This window comes from Halobellus clavatus, assembly GCF_900107195.1.
Classification (GTDB): domain Archaea; phylum Halobacteriota; class Halobacteria; order Halobacteriales; family Haloferacaceae; genus Haloquadratum; species Haloquadratum clavatum.
Window position 1 is genome coordinate 46,852 of record NZ_FNPB01000013.1, and the last position, 13,668, is coordinate 60,519.

12 protein-coding genes are annotated in these 13,668 nt (G+C 66.4%); 7 read left to right on the plus strand and 5 right to left on the minus strand.

Going from position 1 to position 13,668, the window contains the following annotated elements; translation table 11 throughout:
- The 4 genes from BLU74_RS15430 to BLU74_RS15445 all read left to right on the plus strand — a co-directional run bounded on the left by BLU74_RS15430 (position 1) and on the right by BLU74_RS15445 (position 3,997).
- The gene (locus BLU74_RS15430; protein ID WP_089768954.1) at positions 1-720 is read left to right on the plus strand and encodes a phosphoribosyltransferase family protein; all 720 of its coding nucleotides are present in this window, start codon (positions 1-3) and stop codon (positions 718-720) included.
- Positions 721-792: 72 nt separating this feature from the next.
- Entirely contained in the window at positions 793-2,205 is a 1,413-nt protein-coding gene (locus tag BLU74_RS15435; RefSeq protein ID WP_089768956.1) for an NCS2 family permease, read from the plus strand.
- Positions 2,206-2,276: 71 nt separating this feature from the next.
- Positions 2,277-3,668 carry an NHL repeat-containing protein gene (locus BLU74_RS15440; protein WP_245705818.1) on the plus strand — a complete coding sequence of 464 codons (1,392 nt, stop codon included), beginning with the start codon at positions 2,277-2,279 and terminating at the stop codon, positions 3,666-3,668.
- A gap of 74 nt (positions 3,669-3,742) precedes the next feature.
- Positions 3,743-3,997, plus strand: a complete 255-nt coding sequence (locus BLU74_RS15445; protein WP_089768957.1) for a glutathione S-transferase N-terminal domain-containing protein — start codon at positions 3,743-3,745, stop codon at positions 3,995-3,997.
- Positions 3,998-4,041: 44 nt separating this feature from the next.
- On the opposite strand, the gene BLU74_RS15450 is transcribed toward BLU74_RS15445, so the two are convergent.
- The 4 genes from BLU74_RS15450 to BLU74_RS15465 all read right to left on the minus strand — a co-directional run bounded on the left by BLU74_RS15450 (position 4,042) and on the right by BLU74_RS15465 (position 9,589).
- Entirely contained in the window at positions 4,042-5,019 is a 978-nt protein-coding gene (locus BLU74_RS15450; protein ID WP_089768959.1) for a transcriptional regulator, read from the minus strand.
- A gap of 151 nt (positions 5,020-5,170) precedes the next feature.
- Positions 5,171-6,706, minus strand: coding sequence for a sensor histidine kinase (locus BLU74_RS15455; protein WP_089768961.1), 1,536 nt, complete (start codon positions 6,704-6,706; stop codon positions 5,171-5,173).
- A 140-nt stretch (positions 6,707-6,846) separates the two neighbouring features.
- Positions 6,847-7,992, minus strand: a complete 1,146-nt coding sequence (locus tag BLU74_RS15460; protein WP_089768963.1) for a cobalamin-independent methionine synthase II family protein — start codon at positions 7,990-7,992, stop codon at positions 6,847-6,849.
- Between the two features lie 73 nt (positions 7,993-8,065).
- Complete coding sequence (locus BLU74_RS15465) at positions 8,066-9,589, minus strand: phytoene desaturase family protein (RefSeq protein ID WP_089768965.1); 1,524 nt, start codon at positions 9,587-9,589, stop codon at positions 8,066-8,068.
- 101 nt (positions 9,590-9,690) lie between these two features.
- Between BLU74_RS15465 and BLU74_RS15470 the strand changes: the two genes are divergently transcribed.
- Together BLU74_RS15470 and BLU74_RS15475 are read left to right on the plus strand one after the other, a co-directional pair.
- Positions 9,691-10,755 carry a Brp/Blh family beta-carotene 15,15'-dioxygenase gene (locus BLU74_RS15470; RefSeq protein ID WP_089768967.1) on the plus strand — a complete coding sequence of 355 codons (1,065 nt, stop codon included), beginning with the start codon at positions 9,691-9,693 and terminating at the stop codon, positions 10,753-10,755.
- 66 nt (positions 10,756-10,821) lie between these two features.
- The gene (locus tag BLU74_RS15475; protein WP_089768969.1) at positions 10,822-11,448 is read left to right on the plus strand and encodes a DUF6517 family protein; all 627 of its coding nucleotides are present in this window, start codon (positions 10,822-10,824) and stop codon (positions 11,446-11,448) included.
- Between the two features lie 98 nt (positions 11,449-11,546).
- Here BLU74_RS15475 and BLU74_RS15480 read toward each other — a convergent pair whose 3' ends face one another.
- The gene (locus BLU74_RS15480) at positions 11,547-12,314 is read right to left on the minus strand and encodes a hypothetical protein (protein WP_089768971.1); all 768 of its coding nucleotides are present in this window, start codon (positions 12,312-12,314) and stop codon (positions 11,547-11,549) included.
- Between the two features lie 143 nt (positions 12,315-12,457).
- On the opposite strand from BLU74_RS15480, the gene BLU74_RS15485 reads away from it, so the two are divergent.
- Entirely contained in the window at positions 12,458-13,630 is a 1,173-nt protein-coding gene (locus tag BLU74_RS15485; protein WP_089768974.1) for an inorganic phosphate transporter, read from the plus strand.
- Positions 13,631-13,668 lie beyond the last annotated feature (38 nt).

Here is a 13,668-nt window from a genome sequence, read left to right on the forward strand (position 1 = left end):
ATGAACAGAGCGGAGAAAGCGGCCTTCCAACTGCAGGCTGTCGCCGTCCTTCGGATGCTCAAGGAGACCCGGACGTACGACGAACTCGCCGAACTCACCGAGCTTCCCCCCGGTGATCTCAACCGGTACGTCAACGGGCACGTCCTCCCGGGCATCGAGCGCGCCCGCGACGTCGTCGACGGCGTCGGTCGCGACGCACTCGCCGCAGAACTGCGCGCCCGCGTCGAGTTCGACGACGAGGGATACGTCGACAACTCCAGTATCGTCTTCGATCAGTCCTTCCTCGATCTCGTCGCTCCGGTCGCCGCCAACGCGCTCGGTTTCGAGCGCCCCGACGTCGTCCTGACCGCCGCGACAGACGGCATCACGCTCGGCGCGGCGATGGCCGGCTACTTCGACGCCCGCGTCGCGTACGCGAAGAAATCCAAGGAGACGGCCGTCGAAGAGTTCATCGAGTCGCGCCAGCGCCTCGCCTCCGGGATCGAACTCACCTACTACCTCCCGAGCCGGGCCATCGCCCGCGGAGAGAACGTCCTCGTCGTCGACGACCTCATCCGTTCGGGTGAGACACAGGAACTGCTCCTCGACATCGTGGCGCAGGCGGGAGCCGACGTCACGGGCGTCTTCGCGCTCATCGCGGTCGGAGACGAGGGGACCGGGCGAGCGCGTGAACTCACCGACGCTCCGGTGGGTGCGCTCTCGACGTTCGACGCCGAGTGAGCGGCCTGAGCGGCTGTCGATCCCGATAGAAACCCTTATCGGTTTCATCGAAGGTATGCTCAGACGTGCATTATGGGAGTCTCTGAATCCCTCGAACGTTTCTTTGATGTGCAAGAACACGGATCGTCGGTCCGGACCGAGATTCTCGCCGGGGTGACGACGTTCCTGACGATGTCGTACATCGTCGTCGTCAACCCCTCGATCCTGACTGATCAACCGGGGATCCCCGGCCCCGACGGCATCGCGATCGCTGGGATGTCGGCGGGGGAGGTCCAGTCGATGATCGCGGTGGTCACGATCATCGCGGCCGCGACGGCGACGTTCGTCATGGCGGTCTACGCCAACCGCCCGTTCGCACAGGCCCCGGGGCTCGGTCTCAACGCGTTCTTCGCGTTCACGGTCGTCGGCGCACTCGGCATCCCCTGGCAGACGGCGCTCGCTGCCGTCGTCGTCGAAGGAATCATCTTCATCATCCTGACCGCGATCGGTGCCCGAGAGTACGTCATCGGCCTGTTCCCGGAACCGGTCAAGTTCGCCGTCGGAACCGGCATCGGGCTCTTTCTGGCGATCATCGGCCTCCAGGCGATGGGCATCGTCGTCGACGACGGCACGACGCTCGTGACGCTGGGTTCGGTCGCGTCGGACCCGGTCGCGATCATCTCCGTCGTCGGACTGTTCTTCACGTTCGCGCTCTACGCCCGGAACGTCCCGGGGTCGATCATCCTCGGGATCCTCGGGACGACGGTCGTCGGGTGGGCGATCACCACGTTCGGCCCGATCACGCCGGAGGCCGGTCTCGTGGCCGGGTCGACGTCGGTCACCTACGACATCACGCCGCTGGCCGGGGCGTTCGTCTCGGGACTCGCGCAGGTCGAGGCGTTCACGTTCGCCCTCGTGGTCTTCACGTTCTTCTTCGTCGATTTCTTCGACACTGCGGGCACGCTCGTCGGAGTCGGTCAGGCCGGCGGCTTCCTAGACGAAGACGGAAATCTCCCCGACATCGACAAACCGCTGATGGCTGACGCTATCGGCACCACCGTCGGGGGGATGCTCGGGACCTCGACGGTCACGACGTACATCGAGTCCGCTACCGGCGTCGAGGAAGGCGGTCGAACCGGACTGACCGCGCTCACCGTCGCCGTGCTGTTCGTCCTCTCGCTGGCGATCGTGCCGCTCGCGGCGGCGATCCCGCAGTACGCCTCCCACATCGCCCTGGTCGTCATCGGCGTCGTGATGCTCAGGAACGTCGTCGACATCGCGTGGAACGACCTCACGCAGGCGATCCCGGCCGGGATGACCATCCTCGTGATGCCCTTCGCGTACTCTATCGCGTACGGCATCGCCGCGGGGATCGTCTCATACCCCCTGATCAAACTCGCCGCCGGCGAACGCAGGGACGTTCGACTCGGCCACTGGGCGCTGGCGGGCGCGTTCGTCGTCTACTTCGTCGTGCGGACCGGCGGGATCCTCACCGCGCAGGTGTAACGGCGATCCGCCCGGGCCGCTGCGGGCTGCGGACCGCAAGAGATTCAGGAGCCACATCCCGAATCGCTCGTGTGACTCCGCTCTCGATCTCTCGGACGACTGCGGTGCGCGCCGTTGCGTTGCTGCTCGTTCTCGGACTCCTCGCGCCGTCTGCGGTCTCCGCACTGACCTACGACCCCGCCGAAGAGACGAGTCTGGAGCAAGGCACGATCACGAGCCCCGCGAACGACTCGACCGTCATCAGTACCCAGGGATACACGTTCCAGGGCAACACCAACCCGAAGAAGCCCGCGCGGGTGATCTCGGTGGGTCGACGTGGTGACCTCGAGTGGACGCACGACGACGAGGTCGGCGGCGACGCGTGGTTCTTCGACGTCGACCCGCTGCCGAACGGCAATCTGCTTGTCTCCTCGCCGCGCGCCGGCGACACGCTCGTCTTCGAGTTGGATCCCGACACCCAAGAGCGCGTCTGGGAGAAGCGGTTCAACATGACCGATACCCACGACGTGACTGCCATCGGAGAGAACCGCATCGCGATCGCGAATATGCGGGAGTGGAACGAATCCGCAGGGGTGAGCGACGACCGAGTCGTCGTCTACAACCGCTCGACCGACGAGATCACGTGGGAGTGGTACTTCAAGAACCACTTCCCGGCGAGCACCGACGGCGGCTACAACGACGACTGGTCGCACGTCAACGACGTCGATCCCGTCGGCGAGAACCGCCTGTTGCTGTCGCCGCGCAACTTCGATCAGGCGATCGTCGTCGATATGGAGAGCAAAGAGATCGTCGAGCGACTCGGCTCCGACGACGAGTACGACGTGATGCGCGAGCAGCACAACCCCGACTGGCTCGTGAGCGAGAACGGCACGCCGACGATCCTGGTCGCAGACAGCGGCAACAACCGGGTCGTCGAGTACGCCAAAGAGAACGGCGAGTGGGTGCGGACCTGGGAAGTCGGCACCGACTCGCTGAACTGGCCACGGGACGCCGACCGGCTTCCGAACGGCAACACGCTCGTCACCGATACGCTGAACCACCGCGTGATAGAGATCACCCCGACCGGGGAGGTCGTCTGGGAGTACTACGCCACCTGGGGCCCCTACGACGCCGAACGGATCGGGACCGGACCGGAGTCCTCCGGGCCGACCATCCGGGACCTGAACGCGAGCGGGAAGTACGCCATTACCGGCAGCGCCAATCTCACGGCGGGCGGAAGCGACAGCGTCGGCTTCGCGGGGCGGATCCGCGCCACCTTCTCGGGCACGCTACTGGAGGGACCGATGACCGAGTTCGCGACGCGCTGGGCACACGTGACGCCGTGGCTTCGCCCGATCTGGATGTCGGGCTGGGAGTTCGTCTGGGCCATCGGTGCCGGGCTCGTCGGACTGGCCTGGGCGAGCGGCGAACTGGTGGCTCGTCGAGGCCGGATCGCCGCCGGAGCGAAGCGACTCATTGACTGACTGCGGCGGCTCACGTGCGCATCCGGCGCACGGGACCGGGCGACTCATTAGCGGGGCCCCCATAGCGGATACCGATGTCAGATCTCGTCCTGTACGAACTCGAAGGCTGTCCGTACTGCGCGAAGGTGAAGGACAAACTCGCCGACCTCGACCTCGAATACGAGTCGGTGATGGTACCCTCGGCGCACGCGGAACGGACCGAAGTCGAGGAGATCAGCGGCCAGACCGGCGTTCCGGTCTTAGTCGATGAGGCGAACGACGTCGACGGGATGCCGGAGAGCGACGACATTGTCGCCTATCTGGAGAAGACGTACGGCGAGGCGTCCTGAGCGCTACGCTCCCGACTTCCGAAAACAGCATCCCGACCCGGCCGTCAGGCCTCGCTCGGTTCCTGTGAGCGGTCCCGAATCAGTTCTCGGATCCGTTCGGGATCGTCCATCGCGGCCAACTCCTCACAGCTGACCAGCGCCGTCCCCTCGACGGAGTCGCGCTTGGATTGATCCTCGGTGAAGTAGACCGATCGCGTCCGGGTGACCTCGCCGAGCGAGGACATAATCCGGGCGCGCTTCTCTGCGCTGCGCGTGAACGAGGAGTGACCCGTGAGCATCGGCGTGAAGTCCCGCCGGCGCCCGTCGTCCTCGCTGACGGCTTTGAACGGCGCGCGGGCAGTCGGGTGGACCGTGAAGCCCGCCCGGGTCAACACGTGTACGACGTGCTGGTCGTCCGACTCGGGGTCGGGGTCGTCCGGCATCGGGTCGGCGTCTCGCACCTCTTCGGCCCCGTCCATCACTTCGACGGGGCTGGAGAACGGCTGGTCGAACATCTCTTCCAACTGGATGGCCACCTCGATGCTGGCGTTCATCCCGTCCTCGTACTTCGAGACGGTGCGCCGCGAGACGCCGAGTTCGGTCGCCAACTGCCCGAGACTCCACCCGCGTTCTTCGCGTTCGTCGGCGAGGAGGTCGCCGTCGATGTTGACGTAGAGCCCGCCCGGCGCGGCGTAGATGAGCGGCGGCACGCCCTCGACGAAGAGGTCGAGCGCGGTATCGGGGTTCAACACCGGGACGCCGTGACGGAAGTAGACGACGCCCGGTTCGAGGTCCTCGTCGCGAGTTCGAAGTCCGATCACCATCGGCGTCGCCTCGAGGTAGGTCCCGAGCCGTCGCATCTCCTCGCCGGTGGTGCCGTCGAACGCGTCGATGTTCCCCAGGACCTTCAACAGAAGCAGGTCCTCGCCCCGCCTCGCGGCGACGTCGAAACTCTTTGGCCGGATCGCACAGCGGTCGCTCACGAGGAACCCGGCGTCCTCGAGCATCGACGTGACGTTTCCGACTAGCGCGGACCGCGACATACCCGTATATAGGTATTTCACCGCATATATGCGTTGTGCCGTCGGATACTGCCGTCACGTCCGGCGATTCTGGGGGAGGACGAGCGCCCGATTTATATACTAAGTCAGGTTCCTCGTGATAACTTCGGCGGCCCGACGAGCCCCGGTGCGCTCACCGCGTGCGGATCTCGAACCGGGCGCCGTCGTCGCTGTCACCGATCTCGATCGACCACCCGTGAGCGTCGACGATCTCGCTCACGATCGCCAGCCCGTACCCGGTGCCGTCCTCGTCGGTCGTGTAACCCAGCTCGAAGACCTGCTGACGGTCTGACTCGGGAACGCCCGGGCCGTCGTCTGCGACGAAGAACCCGTCGTCGAGTGACCCGATCGTGACCGTCACGGTCTCGCCGGCGTGCTCGACGGCGTTTCGAAAGAGGTTCTCGAAGAGCCGCTTGAGCCGGTTGCGCTCGGCCATCACGGCGTAGTCGGTTTCGATCTGGAGCGTCGCTTCGGCCGTCGCGACGTGGTCCCAGGACTCCTCGGCCACCGCGGCCAGATCGACCCACGCTGTCTCGGTCACGGTCCGGCCCTCCCGGGCGAGGTCGAGGACGTCTTCGATCAGTACCTCCATCCGGGCGACCGACTGGCCGATGGGTGCCAAGTGCTCGCTATCGCACTCCGCTCGCGCCAGTTCGAGCCGGCCGTCGACGACGTTCAACGGATTCCGGAGGTCGTGCGCGAGGACGCTCGCGAAGTCCTCGAGACGCTCGTTCTGCCGTTCGAGTTCGGACGTCACGCGGTCGTGTTCGAGTTCGTAACTCGCCCACTTGCTCATCAGGCGGATGAGCGTCCGCTCGGCGTCGGTGAACGCTGCGCCGCGGGGATCCGTCGACGCGAAGCAGAGCGTTCCGTAGAGTTCGTCGCTGACGATCACCTTCCCTCCGATGTAACTGCCGAGTTCGAAGACGTCGTAGGCCGGGTCATCGGCCCAGCCCTCTCTGAGCGCGTCCGAGACCGCAAGCAGGCCGTCGCTCTGGATCGTCTTCCGACAGTACGCCTCCGAAAGCGGACACGACGAGCCCGGCTGAAGCAGGGTGTGGTCGCCGTGTGACAGCACGATTCGTTGGGTGCCGTCGGTCTCGTCTCCGTCCCCGGGATCGATCTTCGAGAGGAACCCGTACGCGAGCCCGAGCCGATCGCAGCCCAGTCCCAGCAGCCGTGTGATCTTCTCCTCGAACGTGAGTTCGGTATCGGTGGTGACCGCATAGAGGTCACTGAGCAGTTCGATCGTCGTCTGGCCTTCCAGGCCGGGGCCCACGCTGCCGCGGACCCGATCGACGCTCTCTTCGATCCGCGCAGCGAGCGTCTGGTAGGTGTCCGGATCCTCGGACTTCGGCAGATAGCCGGTCGCGCCGGCGGCGACGGCCGCCCCGGCGAGCTGCTCGGAACCGTCGTCGGTGAACAGCACGAACGGCACCTGAGGGTGTGAGTCTCGGACCGCCTCCAGAAACGCCAACCCGTCGTACCCCGGGAGGTCGTAGTCGGCGACGACACAGTCGACCTCCGACGTCGACAGGTGTTCGATCGCGTCGGCTACCGGCTCTGTCGTCACTTCGATACAGTCGCTCGCACGCGCTAACCGGTCCGGACCGCTCGGGTCGGCTCCCGGATCTTCGACAACGAACAGCGTCCGGATCGGATCGTCCATATCGGGTACAATCCCAACGGAGGCAAAAAACTATTCGCCGGCGACGACCGGCCGCCGGTGGTGGTCAGTGACTGCTCGACGCCCGTGGCGGGGGAGGATCCGTCCGGGCGCGACAGCAACGGGAGTGGCAGCCGGCGCGATCAGAAGAGCCGCTCGGTCGCGACCGCCGCGCCCTCGACGAGCGCGTCGAGTTTCTTCCAGGCGATGTCGGGGTGCACCATCGCGAGGCCCGCCTGCGTGTCGAATCCGCAGTCCGGCGCGGCGACGATCCGGGAGGGGTCCTCGACTGCGTCGGCGACGCGCTCTAGGCGGTCGGCGATCACCTCCGGGTGCTCGACGACGTTGGTCTTCACGTCGACGACGCCGGGGATGAGCGTCCAGTCCTCGGGGAGGGGGTGCTCGCGGAAGACGCGGTACTCGTGCTGGTGGCGGGGGTTGGCCTCTTCGATCGAGAGCCCGCCGATGTTCATGTCGTAGAGGATCGGTAAGACCGCCTCGAGCGGCTTATCGCGGTGGTGCGGCCCCTCGTAACTCCCCCAGCAGGTGTGGACCCGGATTTGCTCGTCGGGGATCGATTCAGTGGCCTCGTTGAGGGCGTCGACGTGCATCCGCACGACGGGTTTGAGCTTCTCGATGGGGCGGTCGCCGAAGCCGCGGTGCCCGGTCGTCAGCAGATCGGGCGCGTCGAGTTGGAGCGTCGCGCCGGTCTCCGCGATGAGTTCGTACTCCTGCTTGAGGGCGTCGCCGACGACCGAGAGGAACTCCTCGTGGGAGCCGTAGTGGTCGTCGACGAGCGTCGCCGCCGCGACGCCGGGTGACGCGGCGGTGATAAATGTCCCCTCGAAGTCGGCCTCGGACTCCGCCAAGCAGTCGTAGAACGTGTCGATCTCCTCGCGGGCGGCCGCCTCACCGTCGTACTCGACGGGGCCCACCACTGACGGCTGCTTCGTGAGGTCGATCCCCTCCGCAGAGAACGCGTCATCGGCGTAGCCGGGGAAGTCAGCGAGGTCGTCCCACAGCGGCGCGTCGCGTTCGTCTCCGATGCCCGTCAGGCGATTGGCGACGTACCAGTTGAACGAGACGCGCGGCTGCTCGCCGTTGTTCACGATATCGAGGCCGATGTCGGCCTGCTTCTGGATGGTGTGTTCGGTGGCCTCGACGACCGTCTCGTGCCACTGGTCTTCGTCGACGTCCTCCCCTTCCTGGCGACGCTTCAGCAGTTCGAGCAGGTCCGGCGCTCGCGGGAGACTTCCGATGTGCGTCGTCAGAATTCGGTCCTCAGTCATTTGTCGTCTTGACAGTCGATTTCGCCCCTAATATGACTTATGGTAGTAAATTCTCAGAATATATGCTCTATAGTTATTTTACGGTCGGTTGCGGGCGATCAGCAGCCCGTGGATATTCCTCCAGGAGCGCTTCAGCGGCGTGTTCGCCGCTGATGAGACACATCGGCATCCCGATGCCCGGTGCGGTGTAGGCGCCGGCGTAAAAGAGTCCGTCCAGTCCGGCCCGGTGAGCCGGCCGGAACGGCCCGGTCTGTGAGAGCGTGTGCGCCAGTCCCATCGCCGACCCGCGCGGATCGTCGTACCGCGCCGCGAAGTCGCTGACGCAGGCCGCCTCCTCGACGACGATCCGATCGCGGAGGTCGACCCCGGTGGTCGCTGCGAGATCGTCGAGTATCGTGTCGCGAACGCGCTCGCGGATCTCCGGCCCGTCGTCGAGTCCGGGAGCGATGGGGACGAGAACGACGACGGCGTGATGCCCGTCGGGCGCGACGTCGTCGTCGGTCTGAGAGGTCACAGAGAGGTAATAGGCCGGATCGTCCGGCCAGCGCGGTTCCTCGAAGATGGCCTCGAAGTGGTCGTCCCAGTCGGTGGGGAAGACGAGCGTGTGGTGCGCAAGCGGGTCGACATCGCCCTCGACGCCGAGATACAGGAGGTACGCCGAGGGCGCGTAGGTCCGCGACTCCCAGTAGTCGGCGTCGTGCGACCGGGCCGTCGGCGGGAGTAACTCCCGCTCCGTGTAGGCCGGGTTCGCGTTGCTGACGACGAGTTCGGACTCGCAGGGGCCCGCGTCCGTCTGGAGCACGAAGTCGCCGGCGGCGCCCGTGATCGCCTGGACCTCGACTCCGGTCTCGATCTCGACCCCCTGCTCTCGCGCGAGGTCGGCGAGGCCGTCGACCACGCCCGCGATGCCGCCCCCGGGGTAGAACACGTTCAGGTTCAGATCGACGTGGCTCATAATGCTGTACAGCGCCGGCGTGTTGTGCGGTGAGCCACCTAAGAAAACGAGCGTGTATTCGAGGAGTTGCCGCAGTTTCGGGTGCTCGACGTACCGGGAGACGTAGTCGTCCATCGTGCCGAACAGCCGGATTCGGGGAGCCAGCGGGAGCAGGTCGGGATCCACGAAGTCGCGGAGGCGCTCGCGGCGCTCGTAGACGACCCGGTCCATCGCCAGTTCGTAGTTTCGTTCGGCCCGGTCGAGATACGTCCGGAGTGCCTCGCCTGCGCCGGACTCGTAGGACTCGAACACCTCGTGAACGTTCTCGCGGTTCGGGCGGATCGTCACCCGGTCGCCGTCCTTCCAGAAGACGCGATACTGCGGATCCAGCCGTTCCAGGTCGTAGTAGTCTGTCGGGTCGCTGTCGAAGTGCCCGAAGAAGCGCTCGAAGGCGTCCGGCATCAGATACCAGGAGGGCCCGGTGTCGAACCGGAACCCCTCGCGTTCCAGGACGCCGGCGTGCCCGCCGAGGTGATCGTGCTGTTCGAGGAGTCGCACGTCGGCCCCGTTCGCAGCGAGGTACGCGGCCGCCGAGAGCCCCCCGAACCCGCCGCCGACGACGGTGATCGTCGCATCCGCTGGAAGCCGATCAGACGGTGCCATACCCGATTCAACGGACGCGACCGCCTTCGGCCTCACCGCGGTTCCCAGTCACTTGGATTCTCGTCGGTCGTTTATGTGTGGTACATCCTAACGATTCCACGATGAGCGCGATCGGACTCGGTGCGGTGCGTCGACGGCTGGTGTACAGTGACGCACACCCCTCGCTCGGCCTCTCCCGGGCCGCGCTCTTCGTATTGCTCGTCGGGTTTGCGGCAACGACCGCGGCCGGCGTGACGATCCCGTTCAGAGCCCAGATGGTCGTCTACCTGGTGGGGATGGTGGCGCTGAACCTCCCGCACGGCGGCTACGAGCACTTCGAGAACCTTCGCCGGCGACGGCCGTCGTTCCGCTGGCGGTACGTCGCCGTCTATCTGGCTGTCGTCGCGGGGTTCGTCGCCCTCCTGCTCGCGGCCCCGGTCGCCGGCGTGGCGCTCGCTATCGGCGTCGCGATGGCGAAAGGTGGCCTCGGCGGGCTGAAAGTCCTCGAGGCGACGTCCGGCACGGAGCACCTCGAGACGCGAACGCAGCGCTTCCTGGCGATTGCCGTCCGAGGGGGAGCCGTGATGCTCGTCCCGTTAGTGTTCCATCCGGACACCTTCCACACGTTCAGCTCGCTGATGGTCGGGCTGGTCGAATCCGGGGCGCTCGAACCGTACGCCGCGCACTTCGAGACCACCCGGATGCTCGCCGCGGGGGGATACGGACTCGCGTTGGCGGCCCACGTGGGCCTCGGGTACGTCCGTGGCGGGGGTCGGTCGTGGCTGATCGACGCCGGGGAGAGCCTGCTGCTGGCGGCGTACTTCGCCGTCGTGCCGGTGCTTGTGGCGGTCGGTCTCTACTTCCCGTTCTGGTACTCGGCCCGCCAGGTGGCCCGGACGGTGACCGTCGACGACGACGCCGTTGGGGACGCCGAGTGGGACATCGTCGGCGGGGCGTCCGCATCACGGGTGGCGCTGCGGGCGTGGGCCATCCTCGTCGCCGGGGCGTTCGCGACCTTCGCCGTGCTGGGGGCGGTCTACTGGGCCGTCCCGAATCCGCTGGCGAACGCCGGGATCCTCCCGGGAGCGGTGGCCTTTTGGAGCGTCTTCATCAGCGTCATCGCACTCCCGCACGTCGTCGTCGGGTCGGTCCTCGACACCGAGCGGGGCATCTGGTATGTGCCCTGAGCGAATCCGGTCCGCAGCGAGGATCCGGCCGGTGCGTTCACCACCGTTCGGTTCCCACTACCGGACGTGTCCGATCCCCCGGCTATCGACGCTGCGCCCTGGACGCAAACCGAGGAGTGGACAGAGACGGCGTTCCAGAACCGCTTCGTCACCGTCGAGGCGACGAACGCCGTCTACGAGGACCCCGAGTTCCTCGATGCCGTCGAGGAACTCGTCCCCACAGGCATCGATCAGACGCCGCGGGCGATGTTCACCACCGGCCTCGCCTTCGACCCGCCCCCGCCGGGAGACAAGACCCCCGAGCGCCTGCTCCCGATCGCGGCGAAGTACGCCAGCCGCGAGTTCGAGCGGAGTCTCGCCGAGGACGGCCTCCGGAACGTCCGACAGGCCGACTCACAGGACCTGCGGCTCCGCGGCCGCCGGACGGCGAGTGCCTTCCAGTACGACGCCGACTACCCGCTCGACGGCGCGGCGGTCGGCAGGCCGGACGCGACGCCAACGCTCGCCGTGCGCGTGTGGGCCGCCATCTGGCCGACCGCGGATTCCTTCGAGATGGCCGGTGGAATCTACCCGCTGGAGGACCTCGAAGCGGCGGTCGAACGCGTCGACGGCACGACCGACGTGACCATCGAGGCCCGCCCCGGTGGCGACAGACGGGTCGTCTTAGACCGGATCAGGGACGCCGCGAGATAGCGGGAGCGCCCGCGTCGACGAGACGCGCGGTCTGACTCGGAACGCGTCGCCTTCGCGGCGACACCGCCGTGGACGAATCCGGCAGGTGTGGCGGTCCGTTACGCCCCCGTCGTCGACTCGGCGTCGGAGTCGCTGTTGTCGTCGGTGCCGCTGTCGTCGTCGGTGTCGGCAGGTCCATCGCCCGCATCGTCCCGCGAGTCGCCGTCACCGGCCTCGCTGCCGCCGTCGTCGTGCATCGCCTCGTCGATCTCCTGACTGACGGTCTCCTCGACGGTCTCGGTGACTTCTTCGGTGACCTCCTCAGTCACCGTCTCACCGACCTTCTCGGCGACCTGATCGACTTCCTCGCTCACGGTGTCTTCGACCGTCTTTTCGACTTCTTCACTCACCGTCTCGCCCACTGTCTTTTCGACTTCCTCGCTCACCGTCTCACCGACCGTCTTCTCCACCTCTTCGCTCACCGTCTCACCCACCGTCTTTTCCACCTCTTCGCTCACCGTCTCACCGACCGTCTTTTCCACCTCTTCGCTCACCGTCTCGCCGACCGTCTTCTCGACTTCCTCACTCACTGTCTCGCCGACCGTCTTTTCGACTTCCTCACTCACCGTCTCGCCGACCGTCTTTTCGACCTCCTCGGTCACCGTCTCGCCCACGGTATCCTCGATCTTCTCGGCCACCTCTCGCGTCATCCAGTCGGGGTCGAACCGGGACATCTTCCACCCGATGTGGATGATGTACGAGAGCAGTACGCCCAGACCGAACGCGATCCCGACGGCCGTCTCGACGAGGAGAATGAGGCCGATCGCGATGAAGATCGTGATCCCGTACGCGAGATCGACAATGAAGTCGGCGCGGGCCGGCGTCATCGGTACTCCGTCACTGTCGGGTCGAAAGGCTGGTTTCTGACGTCCATATCGGCTATTCGAACCCGAGACGGGTATACCGTCCGTTCTCCGGAGGGGCGTACCTCAGTCCGGTTGCTTAAGCGATTGCGCTGTCTCACATCGGTATGGTCGAACTTCTTCTTCTGGTCGGGGTGGGCGTCGCGCTGTTCGTCGGCTTCAACATCGGCGGGTCGACGACCGGACCGGCGTTCGGACCGGCGGTCGGCTCGGACGCGATCTCGAAGACGGGCGCGGCAGCCTTGATGTCGGTATTCTTCCTGGTGGGCGCGTGGACCATCGGGCGACGGGTCGTCGACACGCTCGGGACGGAACTGGTGACCGATCCCGGCGTCTTCAGCATCGAAGCCAGCATCGTCGTACTCTTTTTCATCGGCGGCGCGCTGTTCGTCGGGAACTACTACGGCGTCCCCGCGTCGACGTCGATGACCGCTGTCGGCGCCATCGCCGGTCTCGGAGTCGCGGCCGGGGAACTGGACTGGGCGGTGATGGGCGAGATCGCGATCTGGTGGATCGTCGCCCCGATCGTCGGCTTCTGGGTGTCCGGGATGATCGGCCGGTATCTCTACCCGCGGATCAACCGCTGGGTCGCGATCGTCAGTACGCCCGGGCCGCTCCTCGAGTTCGACCGCTCCGGGACTCTCCCCAGACCCAGAGCCGGGCCGAACACCACGCGCAGGGAATTGACTGGCGCGGCCGTGGTCGTCGCCATCGGCTGTCTGATGGCGTTCTCCTCGGGAACCTCGAACATCGCGAACGCGATCGCACCGCTCGTGGGCGTCGGGATCGACATCGACGTGCTGATCCTGCTCGGCTGCGCCGCGGTCGCGGTCGGTGCATTCACCATCGCTCGCCGGACGCTCGACACGCTCGGCAGCGACATCACCGACCTCCCGCTGACGGCCGCTATCATCGTCGCGATCGTCTCGTCGGTGATCGTCGTCGGGCTCTCGGCGATCGGCATTCCCGCCTCGTTCGTCATCATCGCCACGACGTCCATCGTCGGCCTCGGGTGGGGGCGGGCAACCCGGACCGCCACGCTCGCGGAGGTCGCTCGGGGCGATCAGTCGCCGAACGTCTCCGTCGGGGCACTCACGGCCGAAGAACCGGGTGACGCGGCCCCTCCGATCGGCGAGGAAGAGGACGACGCGATTCCTTCGGCCGCCGATCTCTTCGACCCGACGACGACCGGCCGCGTGATCGTGATGCAGAACGTCGTCCCGATCCTCTCGACCCTCGGGGCGTACCTCGCCTTCACCGCGCTGTTCTACGTCTGGTAATTCCGCAGCCCGCTCCGCGCTCTCTTCGTCTGCTGCTT

What these genes read in the sequence shown, in the direction of transcription:
- BLU74_RS15435 (WP_089768956.1), top strand. Translation starts at nt 793, where the DNA reads ATGGGAGTCTCTGAATCCCTCGAACGTTTCTTTGATGTGCAAGAACAC.
- BLU74_RS15480 (WP_089768971.1), bottom strand. Translation starts at nt 12,314, where the DNA reads ATGACGCCGGCCCGCGCCGACTTCATTGTCGATCTCGCGTACGGGATC.
- BLU74_RS15460 (WP_089768963.1), bottom strand. Translation starts at nt 7,992, where the DNA reads ATGACTGAGGACCGAATTCTGACGACGCACATCGGAAGTCTCCCGCGA.
- BLU74_RS15485 (WP_089768974.1), top strand. Translation starts at nt 12,458, where the DNA reads ATGGTCGAACTTCTTCTTCTGGTCGGGGTGGGCGTCGCGCTGTTCGTC.
- BLU74_RS15430 (WP_089768954.1), top strand. Translation starts at nt 1, where the DNA reads ATGAACAGAGCGGAGAAAGCGGCCTTCCAACTGCAGGCTGTCGCCGTC.
- BLU74_RS15450 (WP_089768959.1), bottom strand. Translation starts at nt 5,019, where the DNA reads ATGTCGCGGTCCGCGCTAGTCGGAAACGTCACGTCGATGCTCGAGGAC.
- BLU74_RS15465 (WP_089768965.1), bottom strand. Translation starts at nt 9,589, where the DNA reads ATGGCACCGTCTGATCGGCTTCCAGCGGATGCGACGATCACCGTCGTC.
- BLU74_RS15470 (WP_089768967.1), top strand. Translation starts at nt 9,691, where the DNA reads ATGAGCGCGATCGGACTCGGTGCGGTGCGTCGACGGCTGGTGTACAGT.
- BLU74_RS15455 (WP_089768961.1), bottom strand. Translation starts at nt 6,706, where the DNA reads ATGGACGATCCGATCCGGACGCTGTTCGTTGTCGAAGATCCGGGAGCC.
- BLU74_RS15445 (WP_089768957.1), top strand. Translation starts at nt 3,743, where the DNA reads ATGTCAGATCTCGTCCTGTACGAACTCGAAGGCTGTCCGTACTGCGCG.